Raw genomic sequence first — 18,904 nt, forward strand, 5'->3', positions numbered from 1 at the left:
CCTGATGACTGGACCTTTCATCGAACCTGGGGACAAGCCGGCCGCATCCTCACAGAACCGTGCGCATGGCCTTATAGCGAAAACCACTGATCAGACACCCGTTCCACCGCCCCAGATGCCACCCAAATTCTGCAACAACGAACTCCCCACTCCCTGCTGCCCAAGATACTCAAGAATCACCGGCGCAAACTGGCCAATCATCCCGGTGTCCATGCCCAGCGCACTGAAAGCGTTGTTCAAGTCCCGAGTATCCTTGACGTTACCCAGCAAACCATCGAGCAAGACACTCTTGTCCGAGCCACCACCCAGCAACCCACCCAAACCATTGAGCCCACCCAGGGCATGGTTACCGGCGATCTGATCAAGGCCCGGCACGCTTCTGCTCAACTCGGAAAACTGCGGCTCGCTAAGCCGGTTCTTCGCCAGCCCGAGCATCGCACCGGCACCGCCAATGGCCTGTTCCGGGGTGATCTTGAGTTCCGAACCGAGCGTATTGAGCAATCCGGCGGCTTTTGGCGCCGCGGCCACCGCGCCCTCCCCTTGCCCATTCTGATTGCCCTGCATCGCCGACAACACGTTGGCCGCATCATCGAGGCTGAATTGGGCGAAGGCCGGGCTCGCCGCGAACGAGAGCAGGCAAGACAGGGCGAAACCGCGTGAAACCTTCATTGGGGGGAACCTCTCGGGGCAATGAAAAACCGCCTGGGGTCGGCGGTATGAAATCGGGCGTTGGACTGGGCCCCAAGGCGATTGTTCCACATGTGGATGTCGACGACCGATCACGCCTCGCCCTGTCAACGCCCACCGGGTTACCGTACAGTGCGCCTCTCTCTCGCGAGTTTTGCTTATGAATATAAAAATCGGTGGAGCGACGCTCGCGGTCATCCTGACGGGCATGCTCATTGCCTTGGGCGTCAGCGAATGCCAACGCGGCCCGCTCAACCCTGAAGTGGCCGACGGCACCAGCGACGAGCGAAAGACCTGGTTGACCATTGAACACCGTATCAAGCGCTACGACCCGGCCCTGACCGAGGCCATCCGCAACGACTCGCAAACGCTGACGGTGCGCTATCGTCCCGCTGTGCCCCCGCAAAGCGACGACGCCTGGGTGGGAGACCTGTTGCGCGTGGTCGGCCACGGCCTGGCGGCACTCAATAACGCGCCGGGCGGCAAGCAGTACGCCCACGTGACGGTCCAGGCCCGACGGCTGGCCGACGACGATGTGGAGCTGGCCTACGACATGCAGGGTTTCGACGCCATCAAAACCCAACAGGACGGCTACACCACCTTCGCCAGCCAACCCCGTAGCCTGACATTGAGCCGTGCCGCCCTGGCCCAGGTTCAAGACGACTGTCGCAACCCGAGTACACAGGGTTTCTACCCTGAATTCTGCGAGCGGGTCAGGACGGCAACCGCCCGCGACTGACCGTGGCGAGCGAGCTTGCTCGCGCTCAAGTGCGCAGCGCTCGCCCCTGGCTTCTGAAAAGCGAGGGCTGCTTCGCACCCCAGCGGGAGCAAGCTCCCTCGCCACAATGGTGTTTGGTCAGTGGGGTACAGGCAGCCGCGCTGCGGCATGACCGCTTCGTGACAGTCATCTGAATATCACCGGCAAACGGTTATTTCCTTTCGGCATGGCCGACTGTCAGCTCTGACAGTAGGCACTCGTTCTGCCCGAAATTAAGCTCCCATTGTGTCAACGGAAACGAGGCGGACGAGCCTTCAGCTCCCTGCGCCTTTATTCATTCGGGCATAGGACAATAAAAATGAGCGACCGAATCAAAGGAACCGTTAAATGGTTTAACGATGCAAAAGGCTATGGCTTCATTACCTGCGGCAAAGGGGGTGAAGAACTGTTCGTTCATTACTCAGCGATAGACGGCGAGGGTTACAAGACGCTGAAAGAGCGACAGGCCGTCTCTTTTGAAATCGAGCAGGGTACGAAGGGCAAGCAGGCGACGAGAGTGGCGCCGGAATAGATTATCTTCCTGAGGAGTACCATCATGCCGCTCAAGCGTAAAAACCTGCTCTGCCGTTACAGCTACGACCCTTTGGATCGACTGGTCGGCTGTACGCCAACCGCCCTGGTCGTTTCCCAACGGTTCTACCTGAAGGATCGCTTATCTACTGAAATTCAAGGTTCCGCGCGACGTTCGATTTTCCAGCAAGGCGATCTAGTCCTGGCTCAACAACAGCAACAGGATGATGCCGTCAAAACCACGCTGCTCACAACTGATCAACAGCGGTCGGTATTGCACGCGTTCGACACATCGCAGCCTCATATCCTCGCCTATATGCCATATGGTCACCGCGCCTTGAAACAGGGTCTACTCAGCCTGCTCGGATTCAACGGCGAACGGCCGGAGCCGGTGACGGGGCACTATTTACTGGGCAATGGTTATCGTGCGTTCAATCCGGTGCTGATGCGATTTAACAGCCCAGACACGATGAGTCCATTTGGGAAGGGCGGTCTAAATGCGTATGCATACTGTCAAGGCGATCCTATAAATAGAGCAGACCCTAACGGACATACTTTCATAAATTCATTATTAGCCCTAGCGGGACTTAGAACAGCCAGCGACACGGTACGTATTCATGGGATAAAATTAAAAGTACCAGCCAATGTTCCACTGGAAAATTTCATGAAATACCCTACAAAACCATACAAAAATTCCAACATCGAAATTCCGCCAGAGCTTATTAACGGGGAAAATTTTCTGATCCAAAGCAGCAAAACCCTTATCGAACAAGAGAAAAGAATTACTGCCCTAGCGGCAATGATGTCGAAACACAAAAACGTGCGGCCAGAGCTTATAGACCTTTACCAAAACCTGATAACACAGGTAAATAGAGACCGGGCAATGCACCAACAGAACTTAATAACTTTCGATGAAATCCTTAACGCTCCCCATACAGGCCCCAGTCATCTTGAAATCCCTGGCACTCCTACTTTCGAAATCCGTGGAGTATTGGATTCTCCACCCGCCTACGCCTCGCTAGACCCAACAAGACCCCCACTCTATGAAGAGGTAGTTTCAATACGCAGACAATAGACAAAATATTTATTCTCTACCAGAGAATTAACGACACTCTTTCCTCTTCAGTGAGGGCCGTCCATACGTCGCACTACTTTGGCGGTGCCTGCTCTTTTTAACGATGATTTACAACCCAAATAAAAGGGCGACTAAAGTCGCCCTCCCCTCTAATCCAAGCGCTTCAAGCCGCACTAAACATCTTATGCGGATCAATCACAAACTTCTTCGGCACACCCGCATCGAACTCGCCATACCCCTGCGGCGCATCATCCAGGCTGATCACCTGCACACCGACGATTTCGGCAATGTTGATGCGGTCCCACATGATCGCTTGCATCAGCGCGCGGTTGTACTTCATGACCGGGGTCTGGCCGGTGTGGAAGCTGTGGGATTTGGCCCAGCCCAGGCCGAAGCGGATGCTCAGGGCACCGATCTTGGCGGCGGCATCGACGGCGCCCGGGTCTTCGGTCACGTACAGGCCGGGGATACCGATCTTGCCGGCAACGCGGGTCACTTGCATCAGTGAGTTGAGTACGGTGGCCGGGGCTTCGTGCTTGACGCCGTCGTGGCCATGGCCGCGGGCTTCGAAGCCGACGCAGTCAACGGCGCAATCAACCTCTGGCTCGCCCAGCAATGCGGCGATTTGCTCGTGCAGTGGGGTGTCGGTGGACAGGTCGACGATTTCAAAGCCCTGCGCCTTGGCGTGAGCCAGGCGGATGGAGTTGACGTCACCGATGATCACCACGGCCGCACCCAGCAGGCGCGCCGAAGCAGCGGCCGCGAGGCCAACCGGGCCGGCGCCAGCGATGTACACGGTGCTGCCTGGGCCGACGCCAGCAGTGACGGCACCGTGGTAGCCGGTTGGCAGGATGTCGGAGAGGCAGGTCAGGTCACGGATTTTTTCCATGGCCTTGTCGCGGTCCGGCAGTTTCAACAGGTTGAAATCAGCGTACGGCACCAGCACGTATTCGGCCTGGCCGCCGGTCCAGTCGCCCATGTCGACGTAACCGTAGGCACCGCCGGCACGTGCCGGGTTGACGGTCAGGCAGACACCGGTGTGTTGCTCTTTGCAGGAACGGCAGCGGCCGCAGGCCACGTTGAACGGCACCGACACCAGGTCACCGATCTTCAGGTTCTCGACGTCGCTGCCCTTCTCGATCACTTCACCGGTGATCTCGTGCCCCAGGACCAGGCCGGTCTGGGCGGTGGTACGGCCACGCACCATGTGTTGGTCGGAGCCGCAGATGTTGGTGGAGACTACGCGCAGGATGACGCCGTGCTCGATCTTCCTGCCGCGCGGGTCCTGCATTTTGGGATAGTCGATTTTCTGCACTTCGACCTTGCCTTGGCCGAGATACACGACACCACGATTACCGGACATGCTTTCACCTCGCTGTTGTTTTTATGAAACTGCGTTGCCTAGACAGGCAGCGCGTTGATTGCTCGGGTTAGTGCTTGTTTCTTTGTTGTCTGTAAGGGCCTCTTCGCGAGCAAGCCCGCTCCCACATTTGAATTTCTGGTGGGTCCGAGATCTGTATGCGACACAAATCCTGTGGGAGCGGGCTTGCTCGCGAATGGACTGCGAAGCAGTCCTTGAAAACTAGAGAACGACCGTTCTGTTGGCGTTGAGGAACACCCGCCGTTCAATGTGATATCCCACCGCCCGGGCCAGCGTCAGCCCTTCGATATCCCGCCCCTTGGCGATCAGGTCCTCGGGGTAGTGGCTGTGATCCACCACCTCCACGCCCTGGGCGATGATCGGGCCTTCGTCCAGGTCGTTGTTGATGTAGTGCGCCGTCGCGCCCACCAGCTTCACGCCCTTGTTGTAGGCCTGGTGATACGGCTTGGCGCCCTTGAAGCCCGGCAGCAGGGAGTGATGGATGTTGATCGCCTTGCCATCGAGCTTGCGGCACAGCTCCGGCGACAGCACCTGCATGTAGCGGGCGAGGATCACCAGTTCAGCGCCGGTGTCTTCGATCACCTGCCACACCTGGCGCTCCTGGGCCGGTTTGTCGTTCGGGTCCAGGGGGAAATGGTAGTAGGGGATCTGGTGCCAGTCGGCCAGCGGCTTGAGGTCCGGGTGGTTGGACACCACGGCCACCACGTCCATGGACAACTGGCCGATGCGCTGGCGGTAGAGCAAGTCGTTGAGGCAGTGATCGGCCTTGGAGACCATGATCACCACTTTGGGCCGGTAGTTCGGCGCAGTCAGCTCGAAGACCATGCCAAAGGCTTGGGCACGTTCGGCCAGGCCGGCACGGAAACCCTGTTCGTCGAAGCCCTCGGGCTGGCGGAATTCCACGCGAATGAAGAACCGCGCCGAAAGACGGTCGTCGAAGGAATGGTGTTCAGTGACGTAGCAGCCCTGCTCGAACAGAAAGCGGGTCACCGCGTCCACCGTGCCGAGCACGCTGGGGCAATCGGCAGTCAAGATCCATGTGTCTGGGGCGCGGCTCATTGCGGTGACTCCTGTTCAAATTTTCGGTGCGACAGAGAAACCCTGTGGCGAGGGAGCTTGCTCCCGCTGGGTTGCGCAGCAACCCCAATGTCAGCAACCGCGTCCTTATCAGGAACGCGGGCTCAGGTTTACGACTGCTACGCAGCCGAGCGGGAGCAAGCTCCCTCGCCACAAAAGCATTCGAGCACTGCGTTAAACCTGAACACTCAAGCCATACTCAGCCGAAGCGTCCTGCAACCACAGCCACCAGTAATCCGAGAAGCTGCGGCGGATCAGCAGCTCCCAGGTGTCTTCGCCGGTGTGGCGGATCACCAGTTGCGACTTGGCGAACACCGTGCCCACGGCCTTGCCCACCGGGAAATTGCTTGGGTGGACGTCGTAGCTGGTGGACTTCATCAGCACATCGCGCACGTTCGGGCCCGACAGTTCGAGGATCTGCTGGCCGCCGCTGACGTTGACGATCTGGATGTGCAGGTCGCCCAGGGCTTCACGCAGTTTTTGCTCGGCGGCGAACTCTTCACCGGTCGGTACGACCAGCAACCATTCATCCGGGCCCATCCATTGCAGACTGGTTTCGCCCTTGACGATGATGCTCAGCGCGCCCGGCAACTCGATGCCCAGGGCCTTGTGCACGCCGGCGGCGAATGCGGCGTCGTGACCATCGCCACGAATGGTCAAATGGCCCAGGAGTTTCTTCTCGCGCACGGTCACGCCGGCGTTCTTGCGACCCTTGCCCACCAGGCTGGCGAGGTCGGCATGGTGCAGCGACGACTCGGCTTTGGCCCCGGTGGTCGGGCGTTGTTGGTAAACATTGGCTGCTGTCATATAGCACCTGTCTTGAATTCAGTAGTGCGCTGGGCTCAACCCTTGTAGTGACTGTGCTGCCGTCTTCGCGAGCAAGCCCGCTCCCACATTGGATTGATGCCTGGCCTAAATTTCTTCAACCCCTTCGATCCTGTGGGAGCGGGCTTGCTCGCGAATGCGGCAGCCCTGCCTCCACAGAATCTGACGGTCATCAGATATTCTGCCGATCCCCCTTCGGATCGAAGAACACCGAGGAAACGATCTCGGCCTCGATCACGCTGCCATCGGCCTGCGGCGAGAAGACCCGCTCACCGATACGCTTCAAGCCCCCCTTGACCACACCCATGGCAAACGAATAGCCCAGGGAGTTGTGCGCGTAGCTGGAGGTCACGTGACCGACCATGGTCATCGGGATCGTCTGCTTGGGGTTGAAGACCAATTGCGCGCCTTCCGGCAGCCAGACATTCGGGTCGATCGGCTTGAGGCCCACCAGTTGCTTGCGGTTCTCACGCACGCAATCTTCACGGTTCATGCCGCGCCAGCCGATCCACGAGAACGGTTTGGTACGGCCCACGCACCAACCCATGTTCAGGTCGTCCGGGGTCATCGAGCCGTCGGTGTCCTGGCCGACGATGATGAAGCCCTTCTCGGCCCGCAGTACGTGCATGGTTTCTGTGCCGTACGGGGTCAGGTTGTACTTCTTGCCCGCCTCGACAATCTTCTCGAGCACGCCCATGGCGTAGTCGGCCTGCACGTTGACTTCGTACGACAGCTCACCGGTGAACGAGATCCGGAACACCCGGGCCGGCACGCCGCCCACCAGGCCTTCCTTCCAGGTCATGAACGGGAAGCCGTCACGGTCCAGGTCGATGTCGGTGACTTCGCTCAGCAGCTTGCGGCTGTTGGGCCCCGACAGGGTCATGGTCGCCCAGTGGTCGGTGACCGAGGTGAAGTACACCTTCAGGTCCGGCCATTCGGTCTGCTGGTAGATCTCCAGCCATTGCAGCACACGGGCCGCACCGCCGGTGGTGGTGGTCATGATGAAATGGTTGTCGGCGACGCAGGCGGTGACCCCGTCGTCGAAGACCATGCCGTCTTCCTTGCACATCAGGCCGTAGCGCGCCTTGCCCACGTCGAGCTTGGTCCAGGCGTTGGTATAGATGCGGTTGAGGAACTCGCGGGCATCCGGGCCCTGGATGTCGATCTTGCCCAGGGTCGAGGCGTCCAGCAGGCCGACGCTATCGCGCACGGCCTTGCATTCGCGCTTGACCGCAGCGTGCAGGTCTTCGCCGTTCCTTGGGAAATACCAAGGGCGTTTCCATTGGCCGACGTCTTCGAATTCGGCACCGTTCTTCACGTGCCAGGCGTGCAGCGCGGTGAAGCGAACCGGTTCGAAGATGTGCCCGCAATGCCGGCCGGCCACCGCGCCGAAGGTCACCGGCGTGTAGTTCGGACGGAACATCGTGGTGCCCATCTGCGGGATGCTCACGTTCAGCGAACGCGCCGCGATGGCCAGGCCGTTGACGTTGCCCAGCTTGCCTTGGTCGGTGCCGAAGCCCAGGGCGGTGTAGCGCTTGACGTGCTCGACCGACTCGAAGCCTTCGCGGGTGGCGAGTTCGATCGCGGCGGCAGTGACGTCGTTCTGCAGGTCGACGAATTGCTTCGGCGCCCGTGCAGTGGCTTTTTCGTGAGGCACCTGGAACAGCGCCAGGGTCGGCTCTTCGTGGCGGCTCAAGGCTTTGGGCAACACGCCCTCTACCGCCTTGAAGCCGGCTTCGCTGGCCGCACGCACGCCGCCTTCGAAACCATCGGCCAGGGAATCGCCCAGGCCGTAGACGCCATTCACGCCGCCGACGCACACGCGCTTCTGCGGTGCTTCGCCCGGTACGAAACCGAGGATGTCTTCACGCCAGATCGGCTTGCCGCCCAGGTGCGAAGCCAGGTGGACCACCGGGCTGTAGCCGCCGGAACTGGCGACCAGGTCGCAGTCCAGCCATTCGCCTGGGCTGGTGACTTTTTGTGCACGCACGTCGATCGCGGCGACACGGGCACCGGTCACGCGCTTGCTGCCACGGGCCTCGATCACGGCGCTGCCGGTGAGGATGCGGATGCCCTTGGCACGTGCCTCTTCCACCAGCGCACCCCGTGGGTTGCTACGGGCATCGGCGACGGCCACCACTTGCAGGCCGGCGTCGAACCAGTCCAGCGCCACGCGATAGGCGTGGTCGTTGTTGGTGCTCAGTACCAGTTTCTTGCCCGGTGCCACGCCGTAGCGACGCACGTAGGTGGAAACCGCGCCGGCCAGCATGTTGCCCGGCACGTCGTTGTTGCCGTAGACCAGCGGCCGCTCGCAGGCGCCGGTGGCCAACACCACGCGCTTGGCGCGGACACGGTTGATGCGCTGGCGCACCTGGCCGATCGGCGCACGGTCACCGAGGTGGTCGGTGAGGCGCTCGTGGATGGTCAGGAAGTTATGGTCGTGGTAGCCGTTGACGGTGGCGCGCGGCAACAGCACGACTTCCGGCATCGAACGCAGCTCGGCGATCACCGCCGCCACCCATTCGGTGGCCGGCTTGCCGTCCAGGCTCTCGCGGGAGTCGAGCAGGCTGCCGCCGAACTCTTCCTGCTCGTCTGCCAGGATCACTCGCGCACCGCTGCGGGCCGCTGCCAGCGCGGCAGCCAGGCCGGCAGGACCGGCACCGACCACCAGCACGTCGCAGTGACGGTTCATGTAGTCGTAGGTGTCCGGATCGTTCTCGGTCGGCGAGCGACCCAAGCCCGCGGCCTTGCGGATGTACTTCTCGTACGTCATCCAGAACGACTGTGGATACATGAAGGTCTTGTAGTAGAAGCCCGGCGGCATCAGCTTGCCGCCGACCTTGCCGAGGATGCCCATCATGTCGTTGTTCACGTTCGGCCAGCCGTTGGTGCTGGTGGCGACCAGGCCCTGGTACAGCGCCTGTTGCGTGGCCCGCACGTTAGGGATCTGGGTGGCTTCGGTGGCACCGATCTGCAACACGGCGTTTGGCTCTTCCGCACCGGCGGCGAAGATGCCGCGCGGACGGGAATACTTGAAGCTGCGGCCAATGATATCGACACCGTTGGCCAGCAATGCGGCGGCCAGGGTGTCGCCTTCGAAGCCTTTGTAGGTCTGGCCGTTGAAGGTGAAGCTCAGCACTTTATTGCGGTCGATCCGTCCGCCGTTGGACAGGCGATTGATCTGGCTCATACCTTCTCTCCCAGAGCCTGTGCGGCCGCTTTCGGACTGTCAGCCTTGTCGGTGAATTGCGGCTTTTGGCCGATCTTGTAGGTTTCCAGGATTTCGTAGCTCACCGTGTCACGGGTCGCGTTGAAGTACTGGCGGCAACCGGCCGCGTGGATCCACAACTCATGGTGCAGGCCGCGCGGGTTGTCGCGGAAGAACATGTAGTCGCCCCACTGCTCGTCGGTGCAGGCATTCGGGTCCAGTGGACGGGGGATGTGCGCCTGGCCGGACGAATGGAATTCCTCTTCGGAGCGCAGTTCGCCGCAGTGAGGACAGAAGATGTGCAACATAGGGATTTCTCCTTCCTGTTAGTGGGCGACGGCAGCAGCGCCGTGTTCGTCGATCAATGCGCCGTTGTGGAAACGGTCGATGGAAAACGGCGCGGCCAGTGGGTGCATCTCACCCTTGGCCAGGCTGGCGGCAAACACGTTGCCCGAGCCCGGGGTGGCCTTGAAGCCGCCGGTGCCCCAACCGCAGTTGAAGAACATGTTCGGCACCGGGGTCTTGGAGATGATCGGGCAGGCGTCCGGCGTGGTGTCGACGATGCCGCCCCACTGGCGGTTCATGCGCACCCGCGAGAGCACCGGGAACATCTCGACGATGGCCTGGATGGTGTGTTCGATCACCGGGTACGAACCGCGCTGGCCGTAGCCGACCCAGCCGTCGATACCGGCACCGATCACCAGGTCGCCCTTGTCGGACTGGCTGATGTAGCCGTGCACGGCGTTGGACATGATCACGCTGTCGATGATCGGCTTGATCGGCTCGGACACCAGCGCTTGCAGCGGATGGGATTCGACCGGCAGGCGGAAACCGGCCAGCTTGGCCATGTGCCCGGAGTTACCGGCGGTCACCACGCCGACGCGTTTGGCGCCGATGAAGCCCTTGTTGGTTTCCACACCGATGCACACGCCGTTTTCCTTCCGGAAACCGATCACTTCGGTCTGCTGGATCAGGTCCACGCCCAAGGCGTCGGCGGCACGGGCAAAGCCCCAGGCCACGGCATCGTGACGGGCCACGCCGCCGCGACGCTGGACAGTGGCGCCCAGCACCGGGTAACGGGTGTTCTTCGAACAGTCCAGGTACGGGATCTCGTCGGCCACTTGCTTGGCGTTGAGCAGTTCGCCGTCCACGCCGTTGAGGCGGTTGGCGTTGACCCGGCGCTCGGAATCACGGATGTCCTGCAGGGTGTGGCACAGGTTGTACACACCGCGCTGGGAGAACATGACGTTGTAGTTCAGGTCTTGGGACAGGCCTTCCCAGAGCTTCATGGCGTGCTCGTACAGGTGGGCCGATTCGTCCCACAGGTAGTTGGAGCGCACGATGGTGGTGTTGCGCGCGGTGTTACCGCCGCCCAGCCAACCCTTCTCGACCACGGCCACGTTGGTGATGCCGTGTTCCTTGGCCAGGTAGTAGGCGGTCGCCAGGCCATGCCCGCCACCGCCGACGATCACCACGTCGTAGACTTTCTTCGGGGTCGGCGTGCGCCACATCCGCTGCCAGTTTTCGTGATGGCTGAGAGAGTGTTTGAAGAGGCCGAAGCCCGAATAGCGTTGCATAGTCATTACTCCAAAACCGACTCAGCGATAAACCGGGAAGTCCGCGCACAGGGCCGACACTTGCTGGGCGACGTTGGCTTCGACATCGGCGTCGCCGAGGTTGTCGAGGATGTCGCAGATCCAGCCGGCCAGCGTCACGCACTGGGAAACCTTGAAACCGCGAGTGGTCACCGCCGGAGTACCGATGCGCAGGCCCGAGGTCACGAATGGCGACTGCGGGTCGTTCGGCACGGCGTTCTTGTTGACGGTGATGTGGGCGCGGCCCAGGGCGGCATCGGCGTCCTTGCCGGTCAGGCCCTGACGGATCAGGCTGACCAGGAACAGGTGGTTATCGGTGCCGCCGGACACTACATCGTAGCCGCGCTTGATGAACACGCCAGCCATGGCCTGGGCATTCTCGATCACTTGCTGCTGGTAGGCCTTGAAGCCGGGCTCCAGCGCTTCCTTGAAGCACACGGCCTTACCGGCGATCACGTGCATCAGCGGACCGCCCTGGGCGCCGGGGAATACCGCGGCGTTGAGCTTCTTCTCGATCTCTTCGTTGGACTTGGCCAGGATCAGGCCGCCACGTGGACCGCGCAGGGTCTTGTGGGTGGTGGTGGTGACCACGTCGGCATAAGGCAGCGGGTTCGGGTACAGGCCGGCGGCGACCAGGCCCGCCACGTGGGCCATGTCGACGAACAGCAGCGCACCGACCTTGTCGGCGATCTGGCGGAAACGCGGGAAGTCGAGGGTCTTGGAGTAGGCCGAGAAACCGGCAACGATCATTTTCGGCTTGTGCTCGACCGCCAGGCGCTCGACTTCGTCGTAGTCGATCAGGCCGGTGGTGGTGTCGATGCCGTACTGCACCGCGTTATAGAGCTTGCCCGAGGACGACACCTTGGCGCCGTGGGTCAGGTGACCACCGTGGGCCAGGCTCATGCCCAGGATGGTGTCGCCGGCTTGCAGCAGGGCCAGGTACACGGCGCTGTTGGCCGAAGAACCGGAGTGCGGCTGGACGTTGGCGTAGTCGGCACCGAACAGTTGCTTGGCGCGCTCGATGGCCAGGGCTTCGACCTTGTCGACGTGCTCGCAGCCACCGTAGTAGCGCTTGCCTGGATAGCCTTCGGCGTATTTGTTGGTCAGGCCACTGCCCTGGGCCTGCATCACACGCTTGCTGGTGTAGTTTTCCGACGCGATCAGCTCGATGTGATCTTCCTGGCGTTGCTCTTCGGCATTCATCGCCGCCAGCAGTGCATCGTCATAGCCTTGGATTTGGTCTTGCTTGCTGAACATCGCGTCTCTCCCAGCGGCGGCGGTGCGCCTTTTCGTCTCGGTGAGGCACGGACCCTTTGGTCGTGCCCTTTGGAAGCGATGGTATGGCTGGCGCAGACAGGTCAAATGCCTATGGACGCCACACAAAGGCGCGTTTACGACATGGCGTATGACGCGATCACTGTGGCGAGGGGATTTATCCCCGCTGGGGCGCGAAGCGGCCCCCAAGCCTGCGGGTACGGTGTATCAGAATGACCGGATTGACTGATTCAGGGAGCTGCTTCGCAGCTCAACGGGGATAAATCCCCTCGCCACAGGCCTTCATCTCATTGCTTGGGTAATGACCTGCCGAACCACGAGCAGAACCAGAAAATGCGCTGGATAAAGTGCATAAGCCCAACGCCGCATCGCCGGCGGATGAATACGACCAGCCTGTCGCAACAGCAACAGCCCAAGCACTGGCGCCAGCAGGCAAGCCACCAACCCCCACAGCGCCACGGCATTGCCCAGCCACGCCGCGCCGTAAAGCGCCCGCCACTGATTGGCCGCCACGCACACCACCCCCGGCAACACGGCGAAGTACCAGGGCCGGCGAATCACCAGCAGCAACGCCAGTGGCAGCAACACGCCGAAGAAGCCGAACATCAGTTGCGCAGAGAACCACGCCGACAACAACAGCGCCCCCACCGCCAGGCCGCGCGCCTCCAGGGTCGGCGTCTGCCAACTGCGCGCCACCAGCAAGCCCAGGGTCAGGGTCGGCAGCACATTGAGCGTCGCCCCCTCAGGAAAGAACAGCCGATAAGGCACTTCACTCACCGCGCCGAACAACAGCAACCAGCCCAGGTAACGCCACGGCAGGGCGCTGGCGCCGATGCGCGCCAGGTTTGCCGCCATCGCCAGACAGAACCAGGGAAATGCCAGGCGCCCCGGTACGTACAGCCAATCGGCGGAGAAACCGACATATCGCAGATGATCGAGCACCATCGCCAACAGAGCCAGCCACTTGAGCAGATCCAGCGCCCCGTCACGTCGGCTCATGGGCAAGGCGACGCAATGACATTGTGATTTCCTGACAGAAACATCCGGTGTGTTCCCCCGCTAATCTTGGGTAAAGTGCGCACCAACATCGAACACGGCGTCGTGGACCCAAGCGCGCCGACCCCGGAACGCCCCCACCCGGGACGTCCACTCAGGGAACTCTTTATCCAGGACTCTCTACCTCAGGAGCAAGGCCATGACCGACAAGAGTCAACAGTTTGCCAGCGACAACTATTCCGGTATTTGCCCCGAAGCCTGGGCCGCCATGGAAGAAGCCAACCAGGGCCACCAACGCGCCTACGGCGACGATGAGTGGACCCACCGGGCCGCCGATGATTTCCGCGCCTTGTTTGAAACCGACTGCGAAGTGTTCTTCGCGTTCAACGGCACCGCGGCCAACTCCCTGGCACTGTCCTCGCTGTGCCAGAGTTACCACAGCGTGATCTGCTCGGAAACTGCCCACGTCGAAACCGACGAGTGCGGGGCGCCGGAGTTCTTCTCCAACGGTTCCAAACTGCTGGTGGCCCGCACCGAAAACGGCAAGCTGACCCCCGACTCGATCCGCGAGATCGCCCTCAAGCGCCAGGACATCCATTATCCCAAACCGCGCGTCGTGACCCTGACCCAGGCCACGGAAGTCGGCAGCGTCTATACCCCGGAAGAAATCCGCGCCATCAGCATCACCTGCAAGGAATTGGGGCTGAACCTGCACATGGACGGCGCGCGCTTTTCCAACGCCTGCGCTTTCCTCGGCTGCTCCCCGGCCGACCTGACCTGGAAAGCCGGCGTGGACGTGCTGTGCTTCGGCGGGACGAAAAACGGCATGGCGGTGGGCGAGGCGATCCTGTTCTTCAATCACGATCTGGCCGAAGACTTCGACTACCGCTGCAAGCAGGCGGGACAACTGGCCTCGAAGATGCGCTTTCTCTCCGCGCCCTGGGTCGGCCTGCTGCAGGACGACGCCTGGCTCAAGCACGCCCGCCACGCCAACCACTGCGCCCAGCTCCTGGCGCAACTGGTGAGTGACATTCCTGGCGTGGAACTGATGTTCCCGGTCCAGGCCAATGGCGTGTTCCTGCAACTCTCGGAAGCCGCCATCACCACCCTCACCGCCCGCGGCTGGCGGTTCTACACGTTCATCGGCAAGGGCGGCGCCCGCTTCATGTGCTCGTGGGACACCGAAGAGGCGCGGGTAAGGGAACTGGCGGCGGACATCCGGGAAGTGATGGCGGGCTAAGTAAAGATTCACCCAAGGCCGGGCCGGACCACTGTTTGGCCCGGGGACATGGTTACCCTGTGGCGAGGGGATTTATCCCCGATGGGCTGCGAAGCAGCCCTAAAGCCTGTGGACGCAGTGTATCCGGTTAACCGAGTCGGCTGTTTGGGGGCTGCTTCGCAGCCCTGCGGGGATAAATCCCCTCGCCACAAGGAACCACGTTCTGCCTGAGAGATGCGGATCAGAACTCGATCCGCACATCCCCCTTCGGCACGCTGCAGCACGACAGGATGTAGCCTTCGGCTTCGTCGTCCTCGGTGATGCCGCCGTTGTGGTCCATCTCCACTTCCCCACCCAGCTTCAACACCTTGCAGGTTCCGCAGATGCCCATGCCACAGGCCTTGGGAATCATCATGCCGAGCTTGGCGGCGGCGGCATGGACGGTTTCGCCCGGTGCCACGCGAATGCTCTTGCCCGAGGAGGTGAACTCCACCAGGTGCAGGTCCGCGGCATCGACTTCGGGCGCTTCGGCGGCCTGCTCGGCTTGCTCCACGGCGTCGGCCCGGGCTTCCGGCGGCGTGGCGCCGAAGGATTCCTCGTGATAACGCTTCATGTCGAAGCCGGCACTCTCCAGCAAGCGCTTGACCGCGTTCATGTACGGCGTCGGGCCGCAGCAGAACACCTCGCGCTCCATGAAGTCCGGCGCCATCAGCTCCAGCATCTTGTGGTTCAGGTAGCCACGATAACCGGCCCAAGGCTCGCCCAGGCCATGCTTCTCACAAATCAGGTGCAGGCTGAAGTTGTCGATCCGCGACGCCATGTGCTCCAGCTCGCGGTGGTAGATGATGTCCTTGGGCGAACGGGCACTGTGGATGAACACCATGTCGACGTTGGCATTGGTGTCGTAGTACCAGCGCGCCATGGACATCACCGGGGTAATGCCGACGCCGCCGCTGAGGTAGAGGACTTTCGGGGCGGAGAAGTCGATGGCATTGAACAGCCCCACCGGCCCGTGCACTGCCAGCTCCTGGCCCTCATGCAGGGTGTCATGCAGCCAGTTCGAGACCTTGCCGCCCGGCACGCGCTTGATGGTCACCGAGAAACTGTAGGGCACCGACGGCGAACTGGAGATGGTGTAGGAGCGCATGACCGGCTGGCCTTCGATCTCCAGCTCCAGGGTGACGAACTGCCCCGGCTTGAAAAAGAACATGATCGGCTGGTCGGCCATGAAACAGAACGTACGCACATCCCAGGTTTCCTGGATGACTTTGACGCACCGCACGATATGTCGGCCATTGGCCCAGGTCTGGGTGGTGACCGGGTTCAGGAAATTATTGGACATGCTCATCTCCACGGCCGACTGCCGGCCTTCATGTTGGCGATTGTGCGCAGGCCCCGGCACCGCCGTTTACCTATTCGCGACATTGACATACTTATCGCGACCAGCCCCCAACCACCGGGGCTTGCGCGTCGGGAACAGATTGGGCCATGTCGCCCATGGATAAGGTTCGCCCCCTGCGCGGCCCCACACTCGCCCCAACAGACAAACAACGTTTTCTGCCTTGCGTAGCACAACCGATTAGTCATTTCGCCGGCCACACAGATGGCCATGAGGATACAACGATGGACGTGACCACAACCCTGAGCCTGGGCGATCCGCTGGAACCCGCACGCAAGGCCACCGCACAGATGCTGCAGGAGCGCGAGCGCACGTTCTCGTTGCCCCAGCCGTTCTACAGCGACGAGCGCCTGTTCGACATCGACATGCAGGAGATCTTCCAGAAGGAATGGTTGATCGCCGGCATGACCTGCGAGATCCCGACCAAGGGCAACTACCTGACCCTGCAGGTCGGCAAGAACCCGATCATCGTGATTCGCGGCGCCGACGGCGTGGTGCATGCCTTCCACAACGTCTGCCGCCACCGCGGTTCACGCCTGTGCACCAGCGACAAAGGCAAGGTGGCCAAGCTGGTCTGCCATTATCACCAGTGGACCTACGAGCTGGACGGTCGCCTGCTGTTCGCCGGCACCGAGATGGGCGCCGACTTCGACATGAAGCAGTACGGCCTCAAGCCAGTGAACGTGAAGACCGCCGGCGGCTACATCTTCATCAGCCTGGCGGAGAATCCACCGGCCATCGATGACTTCCTGTCGACGCTCAGCCACTACATGGAACCGTACGACATGGAAAACACCAAGGTGGCGGTGCAAACCACCTTGATGGAAAAGGCCAACTGGAAGCTGGTGCTGGAAAACAACCGCGAGTGCTACCACTGCGGCGGTTCGCACCCGGAACTGCTCAAGACCCTGCTGGAATGGGACGATGTCACCGACCCGCGGGCCGACCAGGCGTTCAAGGACCACGTGGCCGCGTCCGCCGCCGCATGGGAAGCCGAGAAGATCCCTTACGCCCACGCCAGCTTTGGCCTGCGCAATCGTATCGTGCGCATGCCGCTGCTCAAGGGCACCGTGTCGATGACCCTGGACGGCAAGCAAGGCTGCGCCAAGCTGATGGGTCGCATCAAGAACCCGGACCTGGGCTCGATGCGCATCCTGCACCTGCCGCATTCGTGGAACCACTGCATGGGCGACCACATCATCGTGTTCACCGTGTGGCCGATCAGCGCCCAGGAAACCATGGTCACCACCAAGTGGCTGGTGCACAAGGACGCCGTCGAAGGCGTGGACTATGACGTGGCGCGCATGCGCGAAGTCTGGGACGCCACCAACGACCAGGACCGTCGCCTGGCCGAGGAAAACCAGCGCGGCATCAACTCCACCGCCTACCAGCCTGGCCCGTACTCCAAGACCTATGAGTTCGGCGTGGTGAACTTCGTCGACTGGTACAGCGAGCGCATGCTCAACAACCTGGGAGCCGAGCCGGCGCCGTACCTCAAGGGCGTGCCGGTCCAGGGCTAAGTCAGAAGCATCGCGAGCAAGCTCGCTCCCACAGGGGTTCTGTGTCGTTCACAAAACCTGTGGGAGCGAGCTTGCTCGCGATAGCGGCCTGACATTCACCTGATTACTTCGAAGACCAGCGCACCGACCCATCCTCCCCATAGAACGTCTCGACAATCGCCTCCCCGCTCAACTGCACCTTCACATACCCGTTCAACACCCGCTCCGGATACGCCTCATCCCCCGCCAGTTGCGTCTCCGACCACAGCACCCGGGCATGCCCGTTCAACTCGCTGGTGGTGCCATAGGGAATCGCCCCATGCCCGGCGCATCGCGCATGCAAGCCGCCCTGGGTGGCGTAGCAAATGCCGTTGTGCAAATGCCCCCAGTACCAATAATCCGGCTCACGGCCCAAGGCGTCGCACACCGGCTGGTACAGCGCGGTCTTGTGGTGCCCGGAAATATCAAAGCCCTGGTGGTGACTGAGCACCATCAACTTCTTGCGTTTGGGCAGGCCCTTCATCCAGTCGATCTGCTGGGCGTTGAGGGTGCCGTCCATGTACAGGTTCATGGCGTCCGAGGCGTAGGCGCTGTCGAGGCCGACCACCAGCCAATCGTCGTTGTACAAGGCGAAATAACTGGTGCCCTGCTGCACCGGGAAACGCTTGGCCAGCTCCTTGAAGTAACCGTGGGCGCCGCTGTACATCTCATGGTTGGAGTTGAGGGTGAACGAACCGTGCTTGCCCTGGGGCCAGCCGACCATGTCGACGTCTTCCTGGGAATGGGTGCCGGCGTAGTACACATCCCCCAGGTGGATGGTGAAATCGGCCTGGGCCAGTTGCATCTGGTTGGCGACCGCGACCGCCGGCGCGTGGCTGTCGAACGGCCCGGTGCCCCAGTCTCCGGCGATCGCCAACACCACGTCGCGGTCCATCTTCACCAGCGCCGGGGTGGTGGCGAACGGTGCGTGATGGCGCAGGTTCTCGATCCACTTGAGCAGCGCCTCGCTCCATAACAGGTCCAGCAGTTCCCATTTGCGACAACCCAGCAAGGTGCCGTCCTTGAGTACCCGGGTCGGCAATTCGTCCTCGCTCTGCGGCAAGGGCTCGGCGTTGCCGAGCTTCAGGATCGACAGGCCGTGGGACAGCTCCCACGGCACGGCCGGCTCGTCGTCCGGCAGGTCGCCGTGCTCGATCACGTGTCGTGCCTGGTCGTGGCCGCGCTGCAACAGCTTGACGATGGCCTGGAACTCCTCGGGCTCCAGGTCGTTGACCAGTTTCTTCCAGGACATTTCCAGCCGCGTGACCAACCCGTGCAGGCGGACCTTGACCTTGTCGAACTCATGTTCCCAATGATGCAGTAATGACATGTGGACGCTCC

Annotated in this window: 16 protein-coding genes; 5 read left to right on the forward strand and 11 right to left on the reverse strand. The window is 61.6% G+C overall.

Annotation, left to right across the window (positions count from 1 at the left end; translation table 11 throughout):
• Positions 1–90: 90 nt before the first annotated feature.
• Positions 91–669: a DUF2780 domain-containing protein gene (locus V3H56_RS25105; RefSeq protein WP_047735914.1), complete on the reverse strand. Its 579-nt coding sequence runs from the start codon at positions 667–669 to the stop codon at positions 91–93.
• A 178-nt stretch (positions 670–847) separates the two neighbouring features.
• Between V3H56_RS25105 and V3H56_RS25110 the strand changes: the two genes are divergently transcribed.
• The 3 genes from V3H56_RS25110 to V3H56_RS25120 all read left to right on the forward strand — a co-directional run bounded on the left by V3H56_RS25110 (position 848) and on the right by V3H56_RS25120 (position 3,050).
• Entirely contained in the window at positions 848–1,426 is a 579-nt protein-coding gene (locus tag V3H56_RS25110) for a hypothetical protein (protein ID WP_047735913.1), read from the forward strand.
• 337 nt (positions 1,427–1,763) lie between these two features.
• Complete coding sequence (locus V3H56_RS25115) at positions 1,764–1,976, forward strand: cold shock domain-containing protein (protein WP_047735912.1); 213 nt, start codon at positions 1,764–1,766, stop codon at positions 1,974–1,976.
• Positions 1,977–2,000: 24 nt separating this feature from the next.
• Positions 2,001–3,050, forward strand: coding sequence for an RHS repeat-associated core domain-containing protein (locus tag V3H56_RS25120; protein WP_080964283.1), 1,050 nt, complete (start codon positions 2,001–2,003; stop codon positions 3,048–3,050).
• Between the two features lie 163 nt (positions 3,051–3,213).
• Here the strand turns inward: V3H56_RS25120 and fdhA are convergent, their stop codons facing one another.
• The 8 genes from fdhA to V3H56_RS25160 all read right to left on the reverse strand — a co-directional run bounded on the left by fdhA (position 3,214) and on the right by V3H56_RS25160 (position 13,410).
• The gene (gene fdhA / locus V3H56_RS25125) at positions 3,214–4,413 is read right to left on the reverse strand and encodes a formaldehyde dehydrogenase, glutathione-independent (protein ID WP_047735911.1); all 1,200 of its coding nucleotides are present in this window, start codon (positions 4,411–4,413) and stop codon (positions 3,214–3,216) included.
• A 219-nt stretch (positions 4,414–4,632) separates the two neighbouring features.
• A complete protein-coding gene (gene purU, locus V3H56_RS25130) occupies positions 4,633–5,490 on the reverse strand; it encodes a formyltetrahydrofolate deformylase (protein WP_042729600.1) in 858 nt (285 codons plus the stop codon).
• A 192-nt stretch (positions 5,491–5,682) separates the two neighbouring features.
• On the reverse strand, positions 5,683–6,315 hold the full coding sequence (soxG, locus tag V3H56_RS25135) for a sarcosine oxidase subunit gamma family protein (protein WP_338473979.1): 633 nt from the start codon (positions 6,313–6,315) through the stop codon (positions 5,683–5,685).
• Between the two features lie 190 nt (positions 6,316–6,505).
• Positions 6,506–9,523, reverse strand: a complete 3,018-nt coding sequence (locus tag V3H56_RS25140) for a sarcosine oxidase subunit alpha (protein WP_338473980.1) — start codon at positions 9,521–9,523, stop codon at positions 6,506–6,508.
• Positions 9,520–9,849, reverse strand: a complete 330-nt coding sequence (locus V3H56_RS25145) for a sarcosine oxidase subunit delta (protein ID WP_042732031.1) — start codon at positions 9,847–9,849, stop codon at positions 9,520–9,522. Before V3H56_RS25145 ends, V3H56_RS25140 begins: the two co-directional genes overlap by 4 nt.
• Positions 9,850–9,867: 18 nt before the next feature.
• Positions 9,868–11,118, reverse strand: a complete 1,251-nt coding sequence (locus V3H56_RS25150; RefSeq protein WP_024779446.1) for a sarcosine oxidase subunit beta family protein — start codon at positions 11,116–11,118, stop codon at positions 9,868–9,870.
• Between the two features lie 21 nt (positions 11,119–11,139).
• The gene (gene glyA, locus V3H56_RS25155) at positions 11,140–12,393 is read right to left on the reverse strand and encodes a serine hydroxymethyltransferase (RefSeq protein ID WP_042732030.1); all 1,254 of its coding nucleotides are present in this window, start codon (positions 12,391–12,393) and stop codon (positions 11,140–11,142) included.
• A gap of 300 nt (positions 12,394–12,693) precedes the next feature.
• The gene (locus tag V3H56_RS25160) at positions 12,694–13,410 is read right to left on the reverse strand and encodes a TraX family protein (RefSeq protein ID WP_047735909.1); all 717 of its coding nucleotides are present in this window, start codon (positions 13,408–13,410) and stop codon (positions 12,694–12,696) included.
• Positions 13,411–13,606: 196 nt separating this feature from the next.
• Between V3H56_RS25160 and V3H56_RS25165 the strand changes: the two genes are divergently transcribed.
• Positions 13,607–14,647 (forward strand): low specificity L-threonine aldolase, encoded by a 1,041-nt coding sequence (locus tag V3H56_RS25165; RefSeq protein ID WP_047735908.1) that lies wholly within the window; start codon positions 13,607–13,609, stop codon positions 14,645–14,647.
• Positions 14,648–14,867: 220 nt separating this feature from the next.
• Here the strand turns inward: V3H56_RS25165 and gbcB are convergent, their stop codons facing one another.
• Entirely contained in the window at positions 14,868–15,968 is a 1,101-nt protein-coding gene (gene gbcB, locus V3H56_RS25170) for a glycine-betaine demethylase subunit GbcB (protein ID WP_042730734.1), read from the reverse strand.
• A 281-nt stretch (positions 15,969–16,249) separates the two neighbouring features.
• On the opposite strand from gbcB, the gene gbcA reads away from it, so the two are divergent.
• Positions 16,250–17,545 carry a glycine-betaine demethylase subunit GbcA gene (gene gbcA / locus V3H56_RS25175; protein ID WP_042730735.1) on the forward strand — a complete coding sequence of 432 codons (1,296 nt, stop codon included), beginning with the start codon at positions 16,250–16,252 and terminating at the stop codon, positions 17,543–17,545.
• A 103-nt stretch (positions 17,546–17,648) separates the two neighbouring features.
• On the opposite strand, the gene V3H56_RS25180 is transcribed toward gbcA, so the two are convergent.
• Positions 17,649–18,893 (reverse strand): metallophosphoesterase, encoded by a 1,245-nt coding sequence (locus V3H56_RS25180; protein ID WP_047735907.1) that lies wholly within the window; start codon positions 18,891–18,893, stop codon positions 17,649–17,651.
• Between the last annotated feature and the right edge of the window lie 11 nt (positions 18,894–18,904).

Origin of the sequence: Pseudomonas sp. MS646, from assembly GCF_036693845.1 — a bacterium.
GTDB classification, from domain to species: domain Bacteria; phylum Pseudomonadota; class Gammaproteobacteria; order Pseudomonadales; family Pseudomonadaceae; genus Aquipseudomonas; species Aquipseudomonas chlororaphis_E.